The sequence below is a fragment of the Clostridium hydrogenum genome, from assembly GCF_021432385.1.
GTDB classification, from domain to species: domain Bacteria; phylum Bacillota; class Clostridia; order Clostridiales; family Clostridiaceae; genus Clostridium_S; species Clostridium_S hydrogenum.
On sequence record NZ_JAEACT010000002.1, the window covers coordinates 553,530 to 577,185 of the forward strand.

Annotated in this window: 25 protein-coding genes; 2 read left to right on the plus strand and 23 right to left on the minus strand. The window is 31.1% G+C overall.

The window, feature by feature from the left end:
• Positions 1 to 53 precede the first annotated feature (53 nt).
• The 10 genes from CUEA01_RS02560 to CUEA01_RS02605 form a co-directional block, all read right to left on the minus strand.
• A complete protein-coding gene (locus CUEA01_RS02560) occupies positions 54 to 758 on the minus strand; it encodes a GntR family transcriptional regulator (protein WP_234117565.1) in 705 nt (234 codons plus the stop codon).
• A gap of 1 nt (position 759) precedes the next feature.
• A complete protein-coding gene (locus CUEA01_RS02565; protein WP_234117566.1) occupies positions 760 to 1,734 on the minus strand; it encodes a CehA/McbA family metallohydrolase in 975 nt (324 codons plus the stop codon).
• A 15-nt stretch (positions 1,735 to 1,749) separates the two neighbouring features.
• Complete coding sequence (locus CUEA01_RS02570; protein ID WP_234117567.1) at positions 1,750 to 2,187, minus strand: hypothetical protein; 438 nt, start codon at positions 2,185 to 2,187, stop codon at positions 1,750 to 1,752.
• Positions 2,188 to 2,224: 37 nt separating this feature from the next.
• Complete coding sequence (locus tag CUEA01_RS02575; protein ID WP_234117568.1) at positions 2,225 to 3,070, minus strand: ABC transporter permease; 846 nt, start codon at positions 3,068 to 3,070, stop codon at positions 2,225 to 2,227.
• A 415-nt stretch (positions 3,071 to 3,485) separates the two neighbouring features.
• The gene (locus tag CUEA01_RS02580; RefSeq protein WP_234117569.1) at positions 3,486 to 4,643 is read right to left on the minus strand and encodes an extracellular solute-binding protein; all 1,158 of its coding nucleotides are present in this window, start codon (positions 4,641 to 4,643) and stop codon (positions 3,486 to 3,488) included.
• A gap of 148 nt (positions 4,644 to 4,791) precedes the next feature.
• Positions 4,792 to 5,763, minus strand: a complete 972-nt coding sequence (locus CUEA01_RS02585) for an ABC transporter ATP-binding protein (protein WP_234117570.1) — start codon at positions 5,761 to 5,763, stop codon at positions 4,792 to 4,794.
• Positions 5,764 to 5,776: 13 nt separating this feature from the next.
• A complete protein-coding gene (locus CUEA01_RS02590) occupies positions 5,777 to 6,577 on the minus strand; it encodes an ABC transporter permease (protein WP_234117571.1) in 801 nt (266 codons plus the stop codon).
• Complete coding sequence (locus tag CUEA01_RS02595; RefSeq protein WP_234117572.1) at positions 6,574 to 7,245, minus strand: glycerophosphodiester phosphodiesterase; 672 nt, start codon at positions 7,243 to 7,245, stop codon at positions 6,574 to 6,576. Before CUEA01_RS02595 ends, CUEA01_RS02590 begins: the two co-directional genes overlap by 4 nt.
• A gap of 492 nt (positions 7,246 to 7,737) precedes the next feature.
• Complete coding sequence (locus CUEA01_RS02600) at positions 7,738 to 9,828, minus strand: methyl-accepting chemotaxis protein (RefSeq protein ID WP_234117573.1); 2,091 nt, start codon at positions 9,826 to 9,828, stop codon at positions 7,738 to 7,740.
• 218 nt (positions 9,829 to 10,046) lie between these two features.
• Complete coding sequence (locus CUEA01_RS02605) at positions 10,047 to 10,919, minus strand: LysR family transcriptional regulator (RefSeq protein WP_329603962.1); 873 nt, start codon at positions 10,917 to 10,919, stop codon at positions 10,047 to 10,049.
• Positions 10,920 to 11,188: 269 nt separating this feature from the next.
• On the opposite strand from CUEA01_RS02605, the gene CUEA01_RS02610 reads away from it, so the two are divergent.
• Together CUEA01_RS02610 and CUEA01_RS02615 are read left to right on the plus strand one after the other, a co-directional pair.
• Positions 11,189 to 11,803, plus strand: coding sequence for a chromate transporter (locus CUEA01_RS02610; protein WP_234117575.1), 615 nt, complete (start codon positions 11,189 to 11,191; stop codon positions 11,801 to 11,803).
• Positions 11,800 to 12,309 carry a chromate transporter gene (locus CUEA01_RS02615; RefSeq protein WP_234117576.1) on the plus strand — a complete coding sequence of 170 codons (510 nt, stop codon included), beginning with the start codon at positions 11,800 to 11,802 and terminating at the stop codon, positions 12,307 to 12,309. The genes CUEA01_RS02610 and CUEA01_RS02615 overlap by 4 nt, the downstream gene beginning before the upstream one ends.
• A 268-nt stretch (positions 12,310 to 12,577) precedes the next feature.
• On the opposite strand, the gene CUEA01_RS02620 is transcribed toward CUEA01_RS02615, so the two are convergent.
• From CUEA01_RS02620 to CUEA01_RS02680, 13 genes are all read right to left on the minus strand, one after another.
• Positions 12,578 to 13,030 carry a dUTP diphosphatase gene (locus CUEA01_RS02620; RefSeq protein ID WP_234117577.1) on the minus strand — a complete coding sequence of 151 codons (453 nt, stop codon included), beginning with the start codon at positions 13,028 to 13,030 and terminating at the stop codon, positions 12,578 to 12,580.
• A 6-nt stretch (positions 13,031 to 13,036) separates the two neighbouring features.
• Positions 13,037 to 13,609: a DJ-1/PfpI family protein gene (locus CUEA01_RS02625; protein WP_234117578.1), complete on the minus strand. Its 573-nt coding sequence runs from the start codon at positions 13,607 to 13,609 to the stop codon at positions 13,037 to 13,039.
• 135 nt (positions 13,610 to 13,744) lie between these two features.
• A complete protein-coding gene (locus tag CUEA01_RS02630) occupies positions 13,745 to 14,140 on the minus strand; it encodes a nucleotidyltransferase domain-containing protein (RefSeq protein ID WP_234117581.1) in 396 nt (131 codons plus the stop codon).
• 376 nt (positions 14,141 to 14,516) lie between these two features.
• Entirely contained in the window at positions 14,517 to 14,747 is a 231-nt protein-coding gene (locus tag CUEA01_RS02635; RefSeq protein ID WP_234117583.1) for a hypothetical protein, read from the minus strand.
• Positions 14,748 to 14,758: 11 nt separating this feature from the next.
• Positions 14,759 to 15,733, minus strand: coding sequence for a GNAT family N-acetyltransferase (locus CUEA01_RS02640; RefSeq protein WP_234117586.1), 975 nt, complete (start codon positions 15,731 to 15,733; stop codon positions 14,759 to 14,761).
• 336 nt (positions 15,734 to 16,069) lie between these two features.
• The gene (locus CUEA01_RS02645; protein ID WP_234117588.1) at positions 16,070 to 16,552 is read right to left on the minus strand and encodes an ASCH domain-containing protein; all 483 of its coding nucleotides are present in this window, start codon (positions 16,550 to 16,552) and stop codon (positions 16,070 to 16,072) included.
• A gap of 9 nt (positions 16,553 to 16,561) precedes the next feature.
• Positions 16,562 to 17,335 (minus strand): GNAT family N-acetyltransferase, encoded by a 774-nt coding sequence (locus CUEA01_RS02650; RefSeq protein WP_234117590.1) that lies wholly within the window; start codon positions 17,333 to 17,335, stop codon positions 16,562 to 16,564.
• Positions 17,336 to 17,342: 7 nt separating this feature from the next.
• Positions 17,343 to 17,942, minus strand: coding sequence for a GNAT family N-acetyltransferase (locus CUEA01_RS02655; RefSeq protein ID WP_234117592.1), 600 nt, complete (start codon positions 17,940 to 17,942; stop codon positions 17,343 to 17,345).
• A gap of 188 nt (positions 17,943 to 18,130) precedes the next feature.
• Positions 18,131 to 18,391 (minus strand): hypothetical protein, encoded by a 261-nt coding sequence (locus tag CUEA01_RS02660; RefSeq protein ID WP_234117594.1) that lies wholly within the window; start codon positions 18,389 to 18,391, stop codon positions 18,131 to 18,133.
• A gap of 208 nt (positions 18,392 to 18,599) precedes the next feature.
• Positions 18,600 to 20,429, minus strand: coding sequence for an ABC transporter ATP-binding protein (locus CUEA01_RS02665; protein ID WP_234117596.1), 1,830 nt, complete (start codon positions 20,427 to 20,429; stop codon positions 18,600 to 18,602).
• A gap of 22 nt (positions 20,430 to 20,451) precedes the next feature.
• Complete coding sequence (locus CUEA01_RS02670) at positions 20,452 to 22,245, minus strand: ABC transporter ATP-binding protein (protein WP_234117598.1); 1,794 nt, start codon at positions 22,243 to 22,245, stop codon at positions 20,452 to 20,454.
• Between the two features lie 616 nt (positions 22,246 to 22,861).
• The gene (locus tag CUEA01_RS02675) at positions 22,862 to 23,212 is read right to left on the minus strand and encodes a DsrE family protein (protein WP_234117607.1); all 351 of its coding nucleotides are present in this window, start codon (positions 23,210 to 23,212) and stop codon (positions 22,862 to 22,864) included.
• Complete coding sequence (locus tag CUEA01_RS02680; RefSeq protein ID WP_234117616.1) at positions 23,199 to 23,651, minus strand: winged helix-turn-helix transcriptional regulator; 453 nt, start codon at positions 23,649 to 23,651, stop codon at positions 23,199 to 23,201. The genes CUEA01_RS02675 and CUEA01_RS02680 overlap by 14 nt, the downstream gene beginning before the upstream one ends.
• Positions 23,652 to 23,656: the final 5 nt, after the last annotated feature.

Below are 23,656 nucleotides of genomic sequence, written 5' to 3' on the forward strand. Positions count from 1 at the left end.
TAATTTTACAGTTAGTTTATCACATACCTGTATAAATTTCAAGCCATGCAAAATTAATAATTATTGTCTCTTTTTACATAAAACTTAACATAATTATTATCCATATAATCATAGGAATAAAAAATAGGCAAATCATTAATATCAAAATGAAGCTGCTTAAGCAAAATAGTCTTTTCTCCTAATTGACTTACAGCTTTCTTATAAAAAACTTCACTGTCATTTGGTATACAAATTTCACTAAAAGCATAACTTATATTTATATTCATTTTCTCTTTTAAAAACGATAATAATGAACCCGAAATTCCGTCCTTAAAAAAATCCTTAGCAATATTATGAGGAAATATATTAAAAGTATACGCTGCCTTTATTTCATTGCTTTTTCTTATTCTTTCAATAATAATTGCCTTTCCATCGCAATTAAGTTTTTCCTTCCATTCCTCTATCATATCAAGTTCATATATATTTACCTCTGCTTCAGCTGGTTTTATTCCAGAATGCTCTATCATCGAATTAGTACCCTGAAGTAAATTAAGTGAATTGCTCATAAGTGCTCTGTTCTTTTGCACATAAGTTCCAATGCCATTTTTGGAAATTAACAAACCCTGTATTTGTAAAAGTTTAATAGCTTCTCTCAATGTAGATCTTGATACATTTAACTCTTTTGCAAGGATTGGTTCTGATGGGAGCTTATCTCCCTCCTTTAATATTCCATCCTCAATCATATTCTCTATTTTTTGTTTTACACTTAAATAAAGCATACTAGTCCACTTCTTTCCTTGTCTTAAAATAAATGGGGTTAGTTATAGCTATTGTATCATTACTTCTATAATCTATTATTTTAGCCCTTATCCATTTAACTCTCTTATCCCCATAAAGCTTAAACTGAATATTGCATTTTTCATCGTACTTAGCTTCAGCTAATATGCCATCATTGCTTACTATACATACTTTCATAGAAATATCCTTTACCAATTCACATGGTTTTATTGTGACCCTATATTGTTCTTTTTCACTTAATAAAGCAGTATCTCCTATATTATAAATTTCATTGTTATTTTCAAGCGTCATATCAAAGCATACTCCCTTTGACATTATTAATCTCCCACACCTAATTCCTTCTTTTACCGCTTCAAGGAACTCTTTATTTTCATCTATTAAAAGCCAATTTACAGCACTGCTTTTATCAAAATTCTCCTTTGCATGAAAATCTCCACCGTATAAACATGTTATTTTGCCCACAGCATTTATCTTATCAAGCCAAAATTTTTCATTTCTCTCCCATTCATTTGACTCATTAATTACACGATGCCAGGTTTCAATGAAATCTATATTTTTAAAATCAACATTTTCAAACTCAAAGGTTGCCCCGGTAGATACTGGATCACCAAGCTGCCTTGGGTGTGCTATTCCTATTATTCCATCATTTTTATGCACATAATCTACAAGTTCATTTAAAGATTTTTTATTTATATTTTCCCACCTATAATACGGTGCATCTATTGCAATTATGTGTCCATAAAAAGTTGTATATTCAATACCCTTTATTATTTTTACACCGTTCACCTCATATACCTTATCAAAATTCTCATAACCCGCCATAGTATTGTGATCCGTAAGGCATATCGCATCAATATTATGTTTTTTCGCCGCCTCTGCCATAGCTTCCAAAGTATCTTTTCCATCCGAATTTAAAGTATGTATATGCGTAAGTATTTTTATCCACTTTAAGCCCATAATTATAACCCTTTCCTATATAATTTCCTTTACCAAAACTTTTACACAAATATTATCAGAATATGCTGCATGTACAGAAAGTATTATTTGCCACTCTCCATCTTCAATTGGCATCTTTATGAAACCAGGTGTACTTTCAAACTCTGATATCACTATATTCTGTTTACTATCATGCCTATGCGCACATCCTACATATGTTTCTTTGCAATAAATGGACATAGTAATTAAATTATTTATTTTATTATACCCTTTTAAAAATTCATCTTCTAAAATTCTTGTCTCCTTTAAATCAAAGGCCTGTTTAATATCTTCCTTTTTTTCTACAAATTCATTACTATAACTAAATTCTATTTTTAGCTTCTGAATCCCACTATTTACCCTAAAGGATTTCTTTATTTGTGTTTTGTTGTCACCTTTATTTATTTTTAAATTCCAGTTTAATATTTCTTCCATATTATCGATACCCTTCAAACATTTAATTAATTAAAAATTAAGACCTAGATGCCCATTTATCTTCTTTCATCATTGATGCTATATAAAAGGAACCCACCACTGCCGAAATTATAAACATCATAACAGACATAGCCGCCGCTCTTGGTAAATTATAAAAAGTTCCAAACTCTTGCTGAAGCGCAACCCCCAGCATTCTCGGTGAATTTGTTCCCATTAAATATGGAGTCGTAAATTCTCCTATGTTTCCCATAAACACAAATATAGCTGCTATCATAATTGTCCTTAAAGATAATGGGAATATTACTTTAGCTGCAATTGTAAGCTTATTTGCCCCTATATCTCTTGCACTCTCAATTATAGAATCTGATATCCCAGTTAAACTTGAGTGTATAAGCATAGTTGAAAAAGGTATGTTAAACCATAAATTAGCTAAAATTATGCCTTTTGCAGTAAACATAATACCAGGCTTATAATTAATGCCAAATACAAGCAAAAATCTATTTATAACGCCTGTGTCTTTAATTATTAACATAATAGCATATACTGCTACTATTGATGGTACAAATTTAGGTATTATGTATATTTTTTCTAATATATGTGCTACTCTACTTGTACTAAATCTTAAATAAAGTGCAAAAGCAAATGATATTATCATGCAAAGTATTACAGTAATTACCACTATATACAAAGTATATTTTATATTACTAACTTGTCCTTTGTCACTAAAAATGCTTTGATAATTTGATAAATCATAAGTATTTTTCTTTTCATCATGAAAACTCAATATTAATGAATTTAAAATGGGGATCATTATTACTACTACCATTATAATAAAAGATGGAAGTACCAATAAAAGTGGCTTTAACTTAGAATTTCTTTCCATAACATCCTCCATAATATTTATTTTAAAAACAAGCTTTGAACTTTTTCCAAAGTACAAAGTATAAAGTACAGAGTACAAAGAATGATGATTTTCCTCCATTTCACTACGAAAAATCTTACAACTTATTTTTATTGTTTATACAATTGCAACAGTTCCTGTTTTTATTCCAAAATTCCGTAGGCACGAAGGAATTTTTTCCTTTAAAACCATGTACATTGAGAAGTAAGTGTGTTGTAGGATGATTTAAATAAAATTTTATAAATCTTAGGTAAAAAACTTTAAAAGGCTTAGAGGTTTCATTTGTCTGAGCGTTTTTTCAGCGAGTTATTGGAACGTCTTAGGCTTTTAAAGTTTTTTACCTTAGATTTATAAATTTTATTTAATATCCTGCAATATACTTACTTTTCAATAGTTTTTAGTTTAACGTAGCAATTTCATCCTGCCATTTTTTATTAAGATCTTTGCTTAAATCTCCAATACTATATGCTCTAAATTTACTTATCTGTAATCCTTGCAATACTTTTATTGATGCTTTTGGAAGCTTAGCCTCGTCTATTACCGGTATAGCCTTCATTTTACTTACAAATATTCCTTGACCATCAGCAGACGCTACAAAATCTAGAAATTTTTCTGCTGCTTCTTTATTCTTTGATTTACTTGGTATAACCAAATCCTCACCACCGCCATTAAGCTCTGGTTGTATTTGCGCTATTTTTACCGACTTTGGAAGTGTACCTTTATCTAAAGCATCAAGTGTCATATCTGCCCATGCTGGTATAATGTCAACTTGTCCGTTGGCAAGCAAATCTAAAGTTCCTTGATTCTTTACTGGATATTGCACTTTGCCTGAAGCCTTATACATATATGGATGAAGTTCTTTGAGCAAATTAAATCCTTCCGTCCACTGAGCTTCCCACTTAGTATCATCTGACATAATAGCTTCCTTTGGTAAACTATTGTAAACTGCTGTTACTAAGAAGGATTCTCCAGCTCCTCCTGTTGTTGGGTCATTATATGCGAATCTTCCCGGATGAGCTTTTATCCAAGAATATAATTCTTTATCTGTTTTAGGAACATTTTTTACCTTATCTGAGTTATACGCTAAAACTACAGTTGTTCCTCTAAATACCATTGCTTTATCTCCACCGGATGATGACTTAAATTTAATATTGCTTATATTAGGAATATCTTTTGAAGTCAAAGTTGTAAGTGTATTTTTTCCTGCTTCTTTAAATAATCTTGATATATCATCATCAGAAGCTTCTATAATATCCATATCTGTTTGCTTTTGTCCTGCTTTTTCTGCTGCAATTTCTTTGTCTATTGCTGATTGAGCACCTGTACCAGATGGTATAAACTGAAGTTTAACTTTAATATTAGGGTTTTTAGCATCGAAGGCACTTATTACTGATTCCCAAGTTGTCCTTACATTATCAGAACCACCTGCATAAATATTAATAGTTGCTGATTTAGCTGCTCCATTAGTCTTACTAGCTTGCCCACATCCTGTTAATAATAGAGATACTGTAGTTAATGTTACTAACACTGTTGATAAAATTTTTTTTCTTATCATGGGTTTCTCTCCTTTTAAATTTATTTATATTTTAACTTTTAGATAAACTACTTCAACTATTGAATTTATATGCACCATAATTCCCAGAAAACGGTATTTTGCTACAAATAAATTTCAAGTTTCAGAGTAGTTTATCTTTGATTATGGGTTAGTTTGAATATGAATGATATTTTTCAAAAAGAATTGAAACTGTCTCAGCTACTTTATAATTGCTTGCTTCTTCCCTTGAAATATAAGATTTTACTGTACCTGCTTCAGTTTTAACATTTACTTCTGCATAATGTCCTAAAATCATCACATTTTCTATGGCTCCTATATATCTACTTTTTGCTTCTTTTCTTAATAGTATATTTTCTGGTCTTACTGCTATAACTTCCTTGCCTTTTTCAAAGAAATTCATGTTTCCTATAAACCCTGCGACAAATTTGGATTTAGGTTTATCATATATCTCACTTGGAGTTCCTATTTGTTCAAATTTTCCTTTATTCATAACAACTATTCTATCTGAAAGCGTCATTGCTTCCTCTTGATCGTGAGTTACAAAGACAACTGTTATGCCAAGTTTTGTTTGTATTTTTTTTAGTTCTTCTCTCATTTGAGCACGGATTCTTGCGTCAAGTGCAGAAAATGGTTCATCTAAAAGTAGTAAGGATGGTTTTAAAAGTAATGCTCTTGCTATAGCAACTCTTTGTTGCTGACCACCTGATAATTGAGATGGATACTTTTTCTCCACGCCTTCCATTTTCACAAGTTCTAACACTTTTTTAATTTCAGCTTCAATTAGATTCTTACTTATCTTTCTAATCTTTAATCCAAAAGCCAAATTATCAAATATTGTCATATGAGGCCATAGATTGTAACTTTGAAATACCATTGCTGTAGGCCTTTTTTCTGGAGGCAGCTTAGATATATCTTCGTTATCAAGCATAATTTTCCCTGAAGCCAGCTTTAAAAAGCCTCCAATAGTTCTTAATAAAGTGGTTTTTCCACACCCAGAGGGGCCAAGTAATGTTAAAAGCTCACCTTCATATATGTCAAGATTAATGTTTTCAATACCATCTCCATTTTCATATTTTCTTGTAAGTCCCTTAAGCGAAACTTTAATTTTGTTTTCCTTCATAATTGCCTCCTATTTATTTCATAGTGAAGCCCTGAGACAGAGCCTTAGTTCCTGCAAATTTCCTAAGCACCATTAGTAAAATTATTGTCGGTATAACAAGTATTATTGCAAACACTGCGCCTCCAGTAGCTGGATAATCCGTTATTACTGAATACATCAATACAGATAAAGTTTTTATATTTGGCATTCCAATTAAAAGTGTTCCTTGAGCTTCTTCAAGCGATGCTAAAAAAGTAAATATTGAAGCTGTGATAATTCCAGGCATAGCAAGTGGCAATGTAATATGCATAAAAGTCTGCCAAGGGGTTGCTCCTGCATCCAGTGCTGCTTCTTCCTGTTCCTTATGTATACTTTTGAATGCCCCCGCTGGTATCCAAGTCATAAACATCAAGGTATTTACTATATGGATTAATACTACGCCTCTCATTGTTCCCATTAAATTTAGCTTAAAAAACATAACTCCAATCATTACATACAAGCCTATTTTAGGGAAAGCATTTGATAAAAGAAAAGAAAATAAGAACATCCTCTTAAATGGGAACTCATACCTTGCAAATGCATATGCAGCAGGTATACAAATTACAATTGATAGCAATGTGGCTATACTTGCTATTACAAAAGACATGATTATTGCACCAAATAAATTTTCTTGGCTAAATACAAATTTCCACCACTGAAAAGAAAATGCAGTTGGTAAAAATGTAGGATAATCATAGTTATTTGCAAAAGCTAAAACTGCCAAATTTATAATTGGAATAAAAAAGAATATTATGAATATTGCAAACATAATATAACTAAAAAAACGTTTATTCATCTTTTCCCTCCTAATAAATTTTTTAAAACATCTACTTTTTTGGTTGTTATAGAATTTACCCTTAAACTTATCATTCTCTCCATTTGACTTACTTCGTCAACTGTCCAAACCGAACATAATAATCCATTCTCCCTACAAGCTTCTACAAGTTCAACTGATGCTAATTCATAAAATATATTTACCCCAATTGCCTTTAAACTTTTTATTTCCATCATTAGTTCATTCAAATATGATTTTGTATGTATTTTTGATATATCAAGTTTAGGTGGTTCAAGATTTATAAAGTAACTCTTTCCAATTAGCTTGTCTATGTTTTCAATTAGACTTTTAAAATTTATCCCTGTAAAAAAGGTTTTGCTCTCAATATCATAATCTGAAATAATCTTATTAGCCTTTTCTATCACTTCCATTTTCTTTACATCAATATTCAATAATACATTTTGTTCTTTTATTAATTCTAAAACCTCTCCAAATTTTTTATACTGGACATCTCCTTCAGGTACGTTATGACTTAAAATAAGTTCTCCCTCTTCATTTTCATTTTCATTAAGGTCAATTTCTATGATATCAGCCTGATGCTTTATTCCTTCTGTTATTGACTCAAGACTATCCATCTCGGTACCCATACAACCAGCATGTGCTGTTATATTTATTTTGTTTTTTTCCATAGTATCTCACCTACACTTATAATAATTTTAAGCTGTCTGACAGTTATTATTTTATACTGCTATTGTTAAGTAAAATGTACTTTTAAGTTAATTCCCTGTTAAAGCAAAAAAAATCCCCTCGAAAGCATCTTTAATGCAAACAAAGAGAATTTATATATAGATAAGCAATTTGAAAAGTTAAAATTGCTTTTACCAAGTTCATCCTGTTAAATTACAATTTTTAGAGCAGAGTACAGATGACAGAGTACAGAGTACAGTGAATGATAATTTGCCTTTCGCTTTGCTTAGGTAAATCTTAAACTTAATGTTGTCAGCTTCGCTGAGCACCATTTATGGGGCGATTGCGCAGCAATAAAAATAAGTTTTCAAATTTTTCACAGTGCTAACGGAGAAAAATCATCCTTCGTTGTACTCTGTACTCTGTACTCCGTACTCTATGTTAAATTGTAATTTGTCAGGATAAACTTGGTATTTGCAATTTCAATGTTCCAGTTATATTTTAAACTTTCTTACCATATTTTCTAAGTCCTTAGCCAGTTGTTCTTGCTTCTCTGATGCTGCTGCTACCTTTTTTACAACATCTGTAGTTTCATTAACGCTAATTTTTATTGTTTCAGTATTTTCAGATGATTTTTGAGCATTTCTTGCAGTTCCTTGTACTGATTCACTTACCTCATTTATTGTTGCAGTAAGCTCCTCTGTCATAGAAGCTATTTCCTCTGACATCTTGCTTACAAACTCTGAATCCTTGTAATATACATCTCCTATATCCTCCATGTACTTTAATTGAGGATATACATTTTCATATATAAAATTGAGAACATCCTTTTCATTATCAGAAAGGCTTTTAAATGCATCTTGAACTTTTTTAATGGTATCCTGTATATTGGACACGGCTTCAGATGACTGCTCTGCGAGTTTTCTAACTTCTTCTGCAACCACTGCAAAACCTTTTCCCTGTTCTCCTGCTCTTGCCGCTTCTATCGATGCATTAAGTGCAAGCAAATTTGTTTGCTCAGATATTTCTGAAATAGTATCTGCCATAACCTTTATGTTCTCTACAACCTTACCATCTTCTATTGCTTTTAAAGCTTTATTCTTCTTTTCTTCATATATTTTTTTAGTTTCTTCAACTGCAGCTCTTCCTTTATCCTTAATGTCAGTAGCTGTTTTCTTTGAAGTATTTGCATTATTGCTGCTATCCATTGCCTTATCCGAAAGTACATTTATACTAGAATCTACTTCCTCAACAGATGTACTTATCTCTTCAGAAGCCGCCCCTGCTTCCTCCATTTCATTTGATATTTTTACTATTGCTTTATCAATTTCTTCAGCTTTTAATAATAATTCATTGGTAGCATAACCTAGTTCTTCACTCATGGAGTTCATATTTTGAGAATTCTTAAGCATTTCTTTGATTATCATTACAAATTGCTTTTTCATAATCATGAAGGCTTCTGCAAGCTGTCCTATTTCATCCTTACGCTTTATCAAGTATTTATAATCTTCATCCTCAGTCAAATCAAATTCCGAAGATTTTTTAATTATCCCAGTAATTTTAATCAAGGGCTTTGAAATTATGCTTCCAAAATATAGAGAAATTACTGCAACTATAATTATGCCAATTACAATAAATATACTTATTATTCTAATTAGATTATTAGACTGCCTAAAAATTTCACTTTCTGGTGCTGCAAGTACAATTGTCCACCCATTAGAAAGTTTTTTATAAGCTAAATCTTTTTTGATACCATTAAAATCATAGTCATATATCTTATTTGAAGTTTTATTTTTACTTATCTCATTTGCCAAAAACTTCAGCGAACCTTTATCTACAGTATTTAAATTATCCTTTATTGTATATTTAGGATGAATCATAAAGTTATAGTTATCATTAATTAAAAATGAATACCCACCAGCATATACTTTAGTGCTTTTTACAATGTCCTTAATCTGATTGAAATCAATATCCATTCCTACTATACCAATAGTCTGTCCATCTTTAAAAATTGGAACCACATAGGATATCATATAAACATTAATATTAGAATTCAAATACGGATCGAGCCATGTTGCTTTTCCATTTTTTATAGGAGTGTAATACCATCCAACATGTGCTGTATCGCTTGGATCATATTTGCTAAAATCCGTTGGAACTAATTTTTTAAAATCACCTTTTGCACTTTCCTTTGAATAAAATACTCCAGATGTTGGTGGGGTATATTTAGGATTAAATCTTATGTAAAAGGTCATTGCCCCATCTGTATTTTCTCCAAACTCCTTAGCTATAGCTTCTATTTTATTTTGGTAATCGTTCAAATAATTACTGTCGGTAAAAAATTTATTTACATCACCTAAGTTATCAACTGATATCTTTGCTAATGTATCTACTGATGCCTGTATTTTTGAAATCTTTAAATTCAGTTCATTAGCTTCATTTTCACAACTAAGTTGTATCTTTTCTTTTGAATTTTCCTTTGACATAGTAGTTGAATTTATAATACCTGCTGCCCCAACAAATAATGCAATTAGTATTGAACTTAATATTATCGCTAAAAATATTTTAGTTCTTATGCTTCTCATAATTTTCATCCCCCTAATTATTCTTTTGTTAAACATGCCTTTCATTTATTTCATAATACACTGTATATACACAATAGTAAATAAAAAAATGTACTAATTAGTCAAAGTTTAGCTAATTAGTACATTTCCTAACGCTTAGTAAAATTAACCTGATATACAATACTAAAATCATTAATTTAATACATAACACTTGTTGTTTCTCAATTTAATATGCCTTATTAACTATTTTTTAAATATTTTATAAGTAGTTTAATTTGTGGCAACATGTAATAAGAATTTTTACATAAAATATAAGTATTACGACAAAATGGAGTCCCATCTGAAAAATATAACTCTTTAATATATCCATCAAAGTTATCCAAGCATATTTTGGGGAAAATACCCCATCCTAATCCGTATTTAGCCATTTCTAAGCAAGTATCAATATTGTCCATCCAAAGTTTTGTATTGTCAACAGATATGCCATTTTCCAAAATCCAAGTCTCAATTTTCCCTTGTGAAATGGGATCGGTAGTTCTTCCAATATACGAGTAAGAATTAAGCGGAAGATTTGCGTTTTCATTACTGCACACAAGACACATCGGTTCGGTATCTAATAGTATAATTTGTTCATCCCAGTTATATTCTCCCCGTATAATTGCCATGGAAAATTCATCCCTTTTAAGTCTATTATATAAATTTTTGCTATGATCAGTAATTATATTAACATCAACATTTGGAAATGCCTCTGTATAACTTTTTAAAATCTTAGGAAGGCGATATCGAGCATAATTTAATGAAACTCCTGCAGATAAACTTCCTCCCATAAAATCATGGTTAGCTGATACATGTTGACGCATCTCATTTAAAGTATTTACTACATTTCTAATATACGGGATAATACTTTCACCTAAGGGAGTAAATAAAACTCCTTTCTTAGAACGGATAAGCAATTCAGCACCCAACTCTTTTTCTATTTTTTTAATCCTCTTTGTGAGGGCAGGTTGAGTGATAAATAATTTTTCAGATGCCTTTGTAATATTTTTCAATTTATACAGTGTTAAAATTAACTTATAATCCTTCTCATCCATAATTATTAATCCTTTATTCATTACTTTTGGTTATGATTATTTATAAAATAGTATTATTATACATTATAACATATAAGATATATAATAGAATTGCGTTATTTAAGAAATTCTTAATTTAGGCATATTAAAGAAAATAACAAGTGCAACTTTCAGCTAGTTTTGTGTACTACTTCGTCACCATAACACGCTAAGACAACCAGTATTAAGGAATTATAGTTCCTTGTATTGCACAAAACTATCTCTCAATTTGGACTTATTATTTTTTTTAAGATGCCTTAAAAGGAGATAAAATGATTAATCAAAATAAAACAAAATCAAATACTTGCACAATTACCAAACTGCTTCTTACATGGCTACAAATTGGTTTTACATCCTTCGGTGGTGGTGCTACAACTCAATATCTTATCCAAGAGCAATTTATTTACAAACATAAATGGATAACTGATGAAGAATATGCTAATATCATCGGAATGTGTCAGATAACCCCAGGTATGAATATAATTGCATACACCATACTTATAGGTAAAAAGTTAGCTGGTGCTATAGGAATTCTTGTATCTTTGGTTGGCCTTATTTTACCTAGTGCAGCAGTTACAATTGCATTAACTACAATTTATACTTCTATTAGTAAATCACCAAAAGTACATTCTGCACTTCACACAGTATTTGCTGCTATTTTTGGTATAGCTTTAGCTACCAATTGGAGAAATGTACAACCTATTATTATAAAAAATTATAAGCGGGAACACATTATTTTTGCAACAACACTTGTTATAATGATTGGCAGTGGAATTATTTATATACTTTTAAACCCACCTGTAATTTTATTATATGTCTTAGGTGGCTTATGCTTTGCTGTTGCCTATTGGTATATTTCAAAGAAAGAGGTGAAGGTTAACAAATGAGCTGGATTGTATTTTTTTGGATCTTACTTAAATCAGTTTTATTCTCTTCAGGAGGTTATGGACCTTTACCTAGTTTACATTCTGACTTTATACATTATAGGCTATCAGGTCAAAAACAATTTACTGAAGCCTTATCAATTGGACAAATTACTCCTGGCCCTAATGGACTTTGGGTTGTAAGTCTATGCTATTTAGTTGCTGGATTGCGTGGTGCTTTATTGTCATGCATTGCATTGCTTTTGCCACCGCTTTTAATCTTAATTGTTCAACCTTGCTATAATCGTATTGCCAGCTATCCCGCAACACAAGGGCTACTTGATGGTGTAGTAATTGTTATATCTACCTTTAGTATAATAGTTGTATTTAAAATATTCGTAGGTAATGGCATAGATATAGAAACAATTGCAATTGCAGCTATAAGTTTTGCATTAGCAATGTCAAGACGTGTATCTACAAATATTATATTATTAGTTTCAGCCCTGATAGGCATAGGGTTGTCGCATTAAAGGTTGCTAAATCATGATTAATAAATATTGCGAAGCAGCTAAATCAAAGTACAGAGTACAAAGTACAATGAAGGATGATTTACCTTCCCTTACGTCAGGTAAATCTTAAACTTAACTGTTGTCAGCGAAGCTGACAACAGTAATGACGCGATTGCGTAAGCAATCAAAAATAAGTTAAAGATTTTCTGTAGCTTTGCTACAGAAAATCATCCTTCTTTGTACTCTGTACTTTATACTTTATACTTTGGTTTAATAGTTCACAATAATTTTACTTTGTGCCTGTACTTCCAAATCCGCCGCGATTAGCGTTACCAAAGGTTTCAACTTCATCAAATTCTATTTCTGGCATAACTTCCATTATTCTAAACTGTCCTATTTTATCTCCTTTTCTTACCCAAGTGCCTTCAATGCCATCCTCCGTATGCTTGCCTTGTAGGCAGTATACTGGCATGTGCCATTGATCATCATCTCCTATATACGTATCATCAACAACACCAATTGAATTAGTTTGAATTATTCCCCAAGTCTTAAAGGTTGAACTTCTTGGTGCCAAATGAGCTTCCCACCCTTGTGGCAATTCTAATGCAAATCCAAGTGGAATCATTGCTCTTTCATTAGTTTTAACAAATACATCTTTATTTGCGTATACATCAATCCAGTTTCCCTTTTCTATTTTCTTTAATTTAGTTGCCTCTTCAAAATATTTAATTCTAATTTTCATATGTAACTACTCCCCCTTATAATGTTTAGCACATTGCTTTTTTTCATCGTTATCCGCAAACAAATTCATTGCATCAAATACTTCCACACCAAAATCCACAAATGAATTTCCCTTTGCTGTAATTATATTTCTATCACGTACAATTCCTTCATCTACGTAGGTTTCACGAGGAAATGGATCATATGTAGCTCCAAGATTTTTTAAATATTCTTTATCTAATGTTGTTGTGTACAAATATCCTTTAAGAATACCCGCCTTTGCTAAATAAATGGGTCCTGCACATATTGCACACAAAAGTTTTTTCTCATTATGCAGTTTTCTTATCAATGAAAAAATTTCTTCCCTGTCATCAGTATTCCATCCTCCTGGAATAATTAATGCTTCAACATCACTGATAAACAAGGTTTCTTTTACAGTTAAATCGGGAATATAACTAATTCCCGAGGTCCCCAAAACTTTTTCTTTATTATATCCTATTGTAAGCAATTCCTTTTCCCCAAACATCTTTATCAAATGGCAAGCAAATGTCATTTCAAAATCAGTCATACCATCATATATAAAGCATAGTACTTTTCCCATATTTATATTCTCCTATTACGTTTTTATTAACTTATTCGTTTTATTATAGGCGGATGTGAAAAAATATATTCTATAGATAGACAACCTGAAACATTTAAATTTCAAGTGGTTTATCTATAAATGTACAACAGTATCTTATCTTAATATTATGTTTGTAAAATAATTTTTCTTATCTACAATAACCCTATAGCCATCATTTAAAACCTTAAGTGTTCCTTCATCTAATGGTTTAGAAATCCAAAGCGGAGATGTTATTCCAAATTCAGCTTCTATTCCACCCTCATACCATACCCTTATGGATGTTACCATACCGTATTTCTCTTTTTTTATTTTTTCTACTTTTCCAAAGTTATTTATGAATTTTTCATCTGCAATTAATAGCTTAGGTGTAGTACTAATTATAGTAAAATCAACATCAGAATCTTCCCTCGCTTGTCCTCGTGCATGTGACCCAACTAATATTATTGAATTTATCATAACTTCTTCTTCTGCCCATTTTTGTACTTTATCCAAAAAATTTAAAATATCCATAAATAACACATCTCCAATACCTTTATAATTACTACATATATTTTAATACTATAAATAAACTGTTTCAACTAAATAATAGTTTACAAAATTGATACAATAAAGAGTAATTTTAGAGACATCTTTTTTTTATAATGTAATAGTACATTATATACTATATAGATTTATCGATGCCTTAACTAAAGATATACTATTGCGAAACTTAAAATTCATTTGTACCAAAATGTCGTCTTCGGGGCATTATGGTACAAATGAATCTTAATAGTCGAACTGGTATATCTATATACATCAAGTGCAACTAAGCTTATGCCCAGCTTAGTTGCACACTTAAGTTATGATAACAAATGAACCTATAGGACCTCCTCCGTAGCTTCGCTTGTTATCTTTTTTCATTTCCTCTCTTAAAATTTCCTGTGGCCTTTGCCATAATTAACTGAATTTCTTTAGAGCTACTAGTGCTTTCAATCCTTTTTAAGAATTTTTCACTTTCTTTTCCCACTAAAATTTTTACCATTTTTTCATGCCAATATATAAATACTTTATTATCCTTTGATACCCTGTAAGAAAAAAATTCTTGTTCTAATTTATTTCGCTTATCCACATTTACCATATTTCTTACCTCTATACTAAATTTTTAACCATTATGAGACATGGATTGGCTTTACCCCATATTTCTTCTATCTCTTCTAATGGATAAAAACCAACCTTTTTATAAAACTTTCTTGTCTCTTTATAATTTTTATCAGGATGTGATTCTCCCAAAGTTTTTACCATAAGGAACTTTACTTCGCTTTCAATTAATATTTTTTCTGATGTGTTTAACAATTCTCTTCCTAGTCCATTTCCATGATATTCTCTAAGTATTCCAACAACATAAATCTCTGAAGTATATATATTATTCGTTTTTATACTTATAAAGCCAACAGGTTTATTTGAAACATATGCCGCATAAAAATCAGTATTTTTTACTCCTTCCACATATTCAACTATAGCTTCCTCAATACCAAACCACTCTGGCAAATTCCTTAATATATTATCTGTTATTTTTGCTTTTTCTTCATTGACTAATATTTTAAGTATATTAACAGCCATTTTATCATATTTCCAATAAATTAATTCATCATCCCTATTTGTTTCCTTCATTCCAAGCCTTTTCAATATTTTAGCAGATGGTATATTATTGATAAGACAATCAGCTTTTATTACATTAACATTTTCTCTTTCGATTGCCCAATTGAAAATTGCTCTTGCGGCTTCAAATCCAAAACCATTTTTTCTTTCTTCCTCAACTATGCCATACCCAATTTCTACTTCGCCAGCTTCATCTGGTCCGCCATGAAAACCTATATCCCCAATTACTTCACTATTATCCTTTTTTACAATCATCCAAGTTTCAAAACCACTTGGTTCGTTTTCCTTTAAAACTTTAACTATGATGGGTAGAATATCCCTAGTGTCATCTGTTGGCCAAGCTTTATTCACTTTAAGACCAAGTTTTTCAACCTCAGCATTTTCTCCATTTATAAGAGTTTCCGATACTTGTAAGGTTATTGGAATTAAAGTTAATCTTTTTGTATCTATATTTTTTAATTTCATTTATTCACCCTCAATTTTAATAATTAGTTCTATACAGTATACTTTGTTTAGTATTTTTAGAGCAGAGTACAGATTACAGAGCACAGAGTACAACGAAGGATGATTTTTCTCCGCTAGCACTACGAAAAATCTGAAAACTTATTTTTTTATTGCTGCGCAATCGCACCATTGATGGTTCTCAGCAACGCTGACAACATTTAAGTTTAAGATTTACCTGAGAGAAGCGAAAGGTAAATCATCACTCACTGTACTCTGTACTTTGTACTTTGTACTCTGCTCTACAAATTGTAGTTTATCAGTATACACTTTGTATTTGCAGTTTCGATTTTTCAAGTACTAAATCTCCCCCTGATATACTACTTCAAAATCTTCAAAAACCACTGGCATATCATCACTAAACTCATATCCTAACTGTTTTCCTTCTTCCCTGAAGAAATTAGTATGTCCCTGAATCCAAGATTCCAATGTATCATCCTCACCCTCACGCTTACAAATATCATAAGTAATATCTGAAAACGGAATAATCGTTATATTGGTAGTTTCAATAATACATCGTGGTACACCTTCCCAATCAGTAACAATACTTAAATCGCCAACCTCAGGTATACTCTCATTTTCAATTTCATACATGCATAAACTACTTGCTGTAGCCTTCTTTTGTCCATCTAACACCAAATGCAATAGCTCATTAGCCAATTTCTCAGTTAATTCAAAATGAAATGCCTCTAAATACTTTGTTGTTTCGTCTCTATTTGTTTTCTTTAAAAATGCTTTCCAAAACATATCAATTTTTTCTTGTGAATATTTTTCATTTTCCATTATTTCTACCTACTTTTTATCTTTAATGTGATACGTATCATACGGTCCATCCATTACATATCCAAGCTTTTCTGCTAAATGAACAGAGGTAAGATTGGCTGCATCCCAACTAGGATAAATTCCTCTGTCAAGACAATGCAAAATCAGTGCTGCTGCTGCAACTGTTGCTAGTCCCTTCCTTCTATACTTTGGATCTGTGTCAATCTGAATTTCAATTCCACTATCATAAACACTATATGATGATGCGCCGCATACAACTTTGCCTTCATGTAAAATACAAAACCCTACACCTCTATTTAGGTAATCCTCTATAGAATCAAATTGTGCTGTAAAATCTTCAGAAAGCTCATGAAAAGACTTATCATATGCTATATCTTTATCTACTTTCTTTAACTCATATCCTTCAGGCAGCATAGAAATAAGACTCTTTATGTGATTATAATTTAAATACTTTTTATCTTTTTTAAAGGCATATCGCTGAAATTTATTTGCGTAACCTTCATGAATCTTTTCTATACAATCTTTCCACCCATCTGTACTTACAACTACAAAACAATTTGCCGGAAGATTATTAAGCAATTCAGCAGCAGCTTCTGCATTTGGATCTCCAGCAAAAAATACAAGTTCACCAACTATAATCTCTGCCGCTGTAGGATTTTTAATATTATCAACATAGGCTTTTCCCATATGTCCCTGAAGACATGAAAGAATCATAGTATCCTCCATATCTTCAAAAATGGGGAATAACTTGTTTTTCACATCAATATTTGCTTCATAAATCACTTATACTTCACCTTACTTTAAAATTTTTATCATATTCTTTTGCCGGTCCTTTAGTCAATTTTTCATTATAAATTGGAGCCTCAATATATTTTCCAGTCACATCTTTTAAATATCCTTCTTTTAATTCCATTGCCATAAACGAAGGATTATTTCCGCCCCACTCCGTTGTAACTCCAAACTCCCTAGCATCAACAAAGCCAAAGCGAGGATAGTAAGTAGCATGCCCAAAAAATAATATGGCACCATGTCCAAGTATTTTTGCACTCTCTATAGAATATTTCATAAGAGCACTACCTACACCTTGTTTTTGATATTTGGGCAATACACTTAGCGGTCCGAAATTAAGTACACATATCTTTTCACCATTAGGCTGCAAGATATGTGCTTTGCTATATATTACATGACCAACAACTCTGTCATCTATTTCTGCCACAAAATCAAGTTCCTTTATTCCATCCTTCTTACGAAGCGAATGAACCATATAGTGTTCTGTAGCGCCAATACCTATTTCCTCAATTCGCTCTTCTCTCCAAAAAGCTTCTCTTGTTAATTCTTCTACTGTTCGATAATCTTTTTCTTCTTCAAGTCTTACATTAATATTATTCATTAATTCCCCCCCTACCATTTCGTACTAAATAAAAAACATATCTAGCCCACTGAAGTGTCCCGCTAAATTCACTATAATGATATTAACGGCTCTCCATGACACCCTTGTGTACTAAATATGCTTCTTCAATATTAAATTTTTCCCATATTTCATTTATAGATACTTTTATCCGCCCTATCCTGTACTTTTTAATTTATAGTTTTTCTCTGCTGCATTAAGAAGTAACTATCTAGATTTAAAAGTCTACATGAATTGCCCTCCAAGCACCTATTATGTTTTCTTTCCCTTATTCCAGTGAAAAACCTTGTTAAATTATACAATTCCATATAAACTTCGCTTTTAAGAGTAACTTTTCTATTTGATTTTATCGTTTTTAAAACGCTATCAAGTTTATCTAGTTCCTTTTCACTATCTAACTTTATAACTATTCCATCATATTCAATTGTCATTATTAAAACCTCACTTTAAACTATGAAAGCCAGCCTTATACTGGCTCCCATGTAATTAATTTTTCCGCTTATGAATCATAGATTCAGTCTTTTTATTTTGAAACTCTCCTATATGAATTTTAGTAACTGCTCGTAATCTTATACTCATTTTTAATCATCCTTTCGTTTTCAATTCACACTTCTCAATGCAGATTAATTGTGCATTGCTTTATACTACATTAGCACTTTCAGCTTCTTTTTCCTGTAAAAGTTGATTAGTATACAATCTGTAGTAATATCCCTTATTTCTAAGAAGTTCTTCGTGAGTTCCACTTTCTCTTATCTTACCTTTTCGTATAACCAAAATTTTATCTGCTGAAACTATAGTTGAAAGTCTGTGTGCAACTACAAAGCTAGTTCTATCTGACAAGACCTTATTTATAGCATCTTGGATTACTTTTTCAGTTTCAGTATCTATAGAGGAAGTTGCTTCATCAAGAACAAATATTGCTGGATTTCCAACGATAGCTCTTGCAAAAGAAATAAGCTGCTTTTGACCTGTTGAAAGGTTTCCTCCACTTTCACCAACATCTGTATTGTAGCCATTTTCTGTTTCCATTATAAACTCATGAGCATCTACAAGCTTTGCCGCTCTTATTATCTCTTCATCTGTAGCATCAAGTTTTCCATATCTTATATTCTCTTTTATAGTTCCGCTGAAAAGATGTGGACTTTGAAGAACATAGCCTATATTAGATTGAAGCCATAAAAGTGAACGTTCTCTGTAATCTAAACCGTCAATTAGTATTTCACCGCTAGTTGGCTCATAAAATCTGCATAATAAATTTACGATAGTACTTTTACCAGAACCAGTTTCTCCAACTAAGGCTATTGTTTGACCCTTCTTAACCTTTAAGTTAAAGTTTTCAAACACCTTTTGACCATTTTTATAAGAGAAACATAAATTCTTAAATTCTATATCACCGTTAATTGTCTCCCAATTTTCCTTCTTAGCATTAAATAAATCTCCGTACTTGTCTATTACTTCTTTTTTATCCCATATATCAGGTTCAGTCTCAACAAGTGATATTATTCTCTCTGCTGATGCCTGTGCCTGCTGAATTTCTGCTATAGTTCCTGCAAGCTGACTTACTGGATCGAAAAATTGTATTGTATAAGATATAAACATTACAAAAGTACCATAAGAAAGTCCATTAACCATAACCTTATTTCCACCAAACCATATTGCAAAACCTGTTCCTATGCTTCCAAGTGATATAACAATTGGAAGGAACAAGGATGAGAATATAGCTGCTCTTACTGATGAAAATCTCATTTTTTCTGCATCATATTCAAACTCATTTAAATTTTCATGCTCACGTACTAAAGTTTTAGTAGTTTTTGCACCTGCTACTTCTTCACTAAAATCTGTTGTAAGCTGTGAATTAAGCTTTCTAACATGTCTATAGGATTTTAATATCTTCTTTTGAAAGAATATTCCTATTATAAATAATGGTGGAACAACACTCATACTTATAAGTGTAAGCTTAATGTTATAAAAAGCCATTATAGCTATATAGAAAATCATAACACCAATTGACCAAACCATATCTGTCATACCCCAGGATATAAGTTCGCTTAACCTCGCTACATCGGAAGTCATTCTTGCCATAAGCCAACCTGAGGATGAAGTATCATAATATGAAAAAGATAATTCTTGAAGTCTCTTAAATCCTAATTTTCTTATGTGATAAGCTAAATAATTTTCTAGTTTACCAGAATGTTTTATGAAAAATTTTACGTTTATAGCCTGAAAACTTACAACCGCAAAATACATTAATGCAAAAATTGCGAGCTTATTTGTTGAATCTTTTACTACCAAGTTATCTATAGCATAGCCAGTTAAAAGAGGCATTACAGCATCCATTCCTGCAACTAATATCATAAGTCCTATCAATACCAGTAAATCCTTTTTAAAATCTGTAAGGTATCTAAATAACTTTTTCCATATACCTAGGTTTAACTTTTGCGTAACTTGATCTTCTTCTATTCTTGCCATTCGCGTCACCTCCTGATTTTAATTAAGCAAGTTTCTCTTCTTTTTCTTCTTCTTTTGAATTTTGTATCTGCCATATTCTCTTATAAACTCCGTCCTTCTTTATGAGTTCACTATGCTTCCCTATGGCTTCTATTTTTCCATGATTTAAAACTACTATTTTATCTGCATCCATAACTGTTGAAATTCTATGAGATATTATAAAAGTAGTAACTCCTTTACTTCTCTTTTCAAGTTCACCTCTTATAATTTTATCTGTCTCAGCATCAACTGCACTTAGTGAATCATCAAAAATCAATATAGGAAGATTTTTTATTAAAGTTCTCGCAATTGCAACTCTCTGCCTTTGTCCTCCGGAAAGTGTAACTCCCTTTTCACCAACAATAGTGTCATAGCCTTCTTCAAAAGAAGTTATAACCTCGTGCACTGCTGCCATTGAGGTTGCTCTAACAATTTCATTATCATCAGCATCAAGCTTTGCCATTTTTATATTATCCTTAATAGTTCTTGAATAAAGAAATGGTTCTTGAAGTACAATTCCAACATTGCTTCTTATCCATTCTCTTGATATATCCTTAAGTTCAACGCCATCTACCTTTATTGAACCACTTTTATAATCATAAAGCCTTAGTAATAAGTGAATAAGTGATGATTTTCCAGAACCAGTAGGTCCAACTATTGCTACAGTCTCTCCTTTGTTTACATTAAAGCTTATATCTTCTAAAACAGGCATGTTCTCTTCATATTCAAAGCTAACATTTTCAAAAGAAAGCTTCCCTTTAATTTCAGGTTCAAGTACCTTTCCATACTCCTTCTCTTCCTCTTCAGCAAATATAGCATTTACTCTTTTAAGTGAAACCGTCATTTTTCCCATATCAGAAAGTATTCTTCCAAGCTGTCTTATAGGCCATATAAGTCTTCCAACATACGTGTTAAAAGCAACAAGCATTCCAAGAGTTATTTGTCCATGAACAGTAAAATAGATTCCAAAAACAAGGGAAAGTCCTATTTGGAAAGTACATAAAAAGTCCGAACTTGCCCAGAACGTTGACATCAACTTTGCAACATTATAGTTAAGGTCCCTAAACTTTTTATTCTCCTTTTCAAACTTTTCAATCTCAAATTCTTCTCTTCCAAAAGCCTTAACAACCCTTACACCAGTTAGATTCTGTTCAATTACTGAAGTAAGCGCGCCTTCCTGCTCATCTGCAATCTGAAAGGTACTCTTAACCTTATAAAAAAACACATATGAAAATACAAATACAATTGGCACTGTTATTATTGATATAAATGTCATCTTTACATTCATTGAAAGCATCATAACAAAAGCAAAAACTACCATAAAAATGCATTTTCCTATTTGGACCATTTGATTTGCAAAAAATCTTCTTATAGTGTCAACATCAGAAGTACATCTTTGAATTAAATCCCCAGATTCAGCATTTACATGATATTTATAAGGCAAACGTTGAATATGATTATATAACTTTACTCTGATATTTTTCGCCATGCTCTCAGTAGCTTCAGCAGAAAGCTTTCCTTGTATATATAGAAAAACTCCTCTCAAGCTTGTGAGTGCTACAAGGCATATTGCACATACCCATAAATTTTTTGCTAAAACAGTTCTACCACCAAGTGATTCTACAAAATTTACTATTACAGCAGCTTCATTTATAGGTTTGTTTCCTATAATTGAATCTATTGTGATTTTAATTACTAGAGGTTCAAGCATTGATATAAAAGTTGCTACCCCAGTTGCAAGTATTGCTAAAATATATAAAAGTCTGTTTCCCTTTGTAATTTCTAAAAGTTTTTTCATACTAAATAGATTCCCCCTTATACTTAATAATATTGAGCTTCGCTACGCATAAAATTTAGAATCAAAGCTCCTTATTTTTCTAAAAATTTGTTTTTTACTCATTTTTAAACACTCCTTTTTATAGTTTTCCACTCATCAACCTTATGGCGATAAATTTATATAATAGAATATAGATATACAACTTGGAACATTGAAATTGCTTATCTATAATCTCTATTAACAATTAAAAATAAAAAGTCGCAGGTCTTGAATTTCCTACGACTTTTTATATATATTTGAATTTAGTGAAAATATTTCCTAAAAACACACATAAAAAAGCCATAGGCACACAACCTATGGCTTACTTTTCCAAACAAATCACAAAAGTAACTTAAACTAATTCACCAAGGTCGCATATATTTTTAAAACCAGTTACTGCCAATACAGTCCTATTAATTCCAACAAACGCTATAAAATTTCTCATAGTTTACGACCTCCTTTTTTTAGTTTAATTTTTCATTATAATAATGATTATACTCCTACATTTACAATATTGCAATAAAAAATGTTAATTTTTATTATTTTTTTCCACTTAGCATATTGATAAGTATTCTAGAAGATTATTTTAATGATGCTATTAAGGCTTTATATAAGAATACCCACACTTTTGCTTATTAATAAGTTCCAAAACACCAACAGGAACTATATCTACAAAATTTATTAAATTTTCTTTTTTTATATTGAAAGAATTTAAGGCATTATTGCATGCAACAAATTTAACATTTCTATTTTTTAGTTCTTTTATAAAAATAATTTTAGAGTTCAATTCATTGTTTAAAGCATAAGCCTTAACAGCTTCTGAATTAGCCAAGACTTCAATATTTAAATCTTTATCATCTACTGCACGAATTAAATTTTCTACATTTTTAAGAAGTAACCCCCATTTATTTAACTCATCTATATGAAATATTACTTTAATCTCTTCCATCTCCGATCACTTCACTCTCTTTAATCTCGATTTCATTTTCAGGAACATATTCATTGCACTTCTTACAATAATATCTTATCTCTAGCTCTTCATTGCACTTTTTATGGTATAAGGTTCTACTGCAATTTTCTAAATACTTATTTGCCCATATAATCATGGAATTAAATACATGTCTAAACTCTCTTCCTTTTTCTGTTATTATATATCTATATCTTGGTGGATGCTCATTATATATTTCTGGAACTATAAATTCATTCTTCTCCAAAATTTTTATTCTATCTGACAAGATGTTAGTTGGAATGGGATTTAATGCTTCCTGCAGTTCTTTAAAGGTATTTTTATTATTTAAAATTCTGTGCAAAACAAGCAATGTCCATTTATCTCCTACTATATTTAAAGTTTCTGCTAAATTGCATTTAAAATCATAAGTTCCTTTCAAATAAT

Bases quoted from the DNA above. Each gene is read 5' to 3' on its own strand.
- CUEA01_RS02600 (WP_234117573.1), bottom strand. From the start codon at position 9,828: ATGAGAAGCATAAGAACTAAAATATTTTTAGCGATAATATTAAGTTCA.
- CUEA01_RS02570 (WP_234117567.1), bottom strand. From the start codon at position 2,187: ATGGAAGAAATATTAAACTGGAATTTAAAAATAAATAAAGGTGACAAC.
- CUEA01_RS02620 (WP_234117577.1), bottom strand. From the start codon at position 13,030: ATGAAAATTAGAATTAAATATTTTGAAGAGGCAACTAAATTAAAGAAA.
- CUEA01_RS02575 (WP_234117568.1), bottom strand. From the start codon at position 3,070: ATGGAAAGAAATTCTAAGTTAAAGCCACTTTTATTGGTACTTCCATCT.
- CUEA01_RS02640 (WP_234117586.1), bottom strand. From the start codon at position 15,733: ATGAAATTAAAAAATATAGATACAAAAAGATTAACTTTAATTCCAATA.
- CUEA01_RS02605 (WP_329603962.1), bottom strand. From the start codon at position 10,919: ATGAATAAAGGATTAATAATTATGGATGAGAAGGATTATAAGTTAATT.
- CUEA01_RS02665 (WP_234117596.1), bottom strand. From the start codon at position 20,429: ATGGCAAGAATAGAAGAAGATCAAGTTACGCAAAAGTTAAACCTAGGT.
- CUEA01_RS02655 (WP_234117592.1), bottom strand. From the start codon at position 17,942: ATGAATAATATTAATGTAAGACTTGAAGAAGAAAAAGATTATCGAACA.
- CUEA01_RS02635 (WP_234117583.1), bottom strand. From the start codon at position 14,747: ATGGTAAATGTGGATAAGCGAAATAAATTAGAACAAGAATTTTTTTCT.
- CUEA01_RS02630 (WP_234117581.1), bottom strand. From the start codon at position 14,140: ATGGATATTTTAAATTTTTTGGATAAAGTACAAAAATGGGCAGAAGAA.
- CUEA01_RS02610 (WP_234117575.1), top strand. From the start codon at position 11,189: ATGATTAATCAAAATAAAACAAAATCAAATACTTGCACAATTACCAAA.
- CUEA01_RS02670 (WP_234117598.1), bottom strand. From the start codon at position 22,245: ATGAAAAAACTTTTAGAAATTACAAAGGGAAACAGACTTTTATATATT.
- CUEA01_RS02645 (WP_234117588.1), bottom strand. From the start codon at position 16,552: ATGGAAAATGAAAAATATTCACAAGAAAAAATTGATATGTTTTGGAAA.
- CUEA01_RS02675 (WP_234117607.1), bottom strand. From the start codon at position 23,212: ATGGAAGAGATTAAAGTAATATTTCATATAGATGAGTTAAATAAATGG.
- CUEA01_RS02585 (WP_234117570.1), bottom strand. From the start codon at position 5,763: ATGAAGGAAAACAAAATTAAAGTTTCGCTTAAGGGACTTACAAGAAAA.
- CUEA01_RS02565 (WP_234117566.1), bottom strand. From the start codon at position 1,734: ATGGGCTTAAAGTGGATAAAAATACTTACGCATATACATACTTTAAAT.
- CUEA01_RS02580 (WP_234117569.1), bottom strand. From the start codon at position 4,643: ATGATAAGAAAAAAAATTTTATCAACAGTGTTAGTAACATTAACTACA.
- CUEA01_RS02560 (WP_234117565.1), bottom strand. From the start codon at position 758: ATGCTTTATTTAAGTGTAAAACAAAAAATAGAGAATATGATTGAGGAT.
- CUEA01_RS02595 (WP_234117572.1), bottom strand. From the start codon at position 7,245: ATGGAAAAAAACAAAATAAATATAACAGCACATGCTGGTTGTATGGGT.
- CUEA01_RS02590 (WP_234117571.1), bottom strand. From the start codon at position 6,577: ATGAATAAACGTTTTTTTAGTTATATTATGTTTGCAATATTCATAATA.
- CUEA01_RS02660 (WP_234117594.1), bottom strand. From the start codon at position 18,391: ATGACAATTGAATATGATGGAATAGTTATAAAGTTAGATAGTGAAAAG.
- CUEA01_RS02625 (WP_234117578.1), bottom strand. From the start codon at position 13,609: ATGGGAAAAGTACTATGCTTTATATATGATGGTATGACTGATTTTGAA.
- CUEA01_RS02615 (WP_234117576.1), top strand. From the start codon at position 11,800: ATGAGCTGGATTGTATTTTTTTGGATCTTACTTAAATCAGTTTTATTC.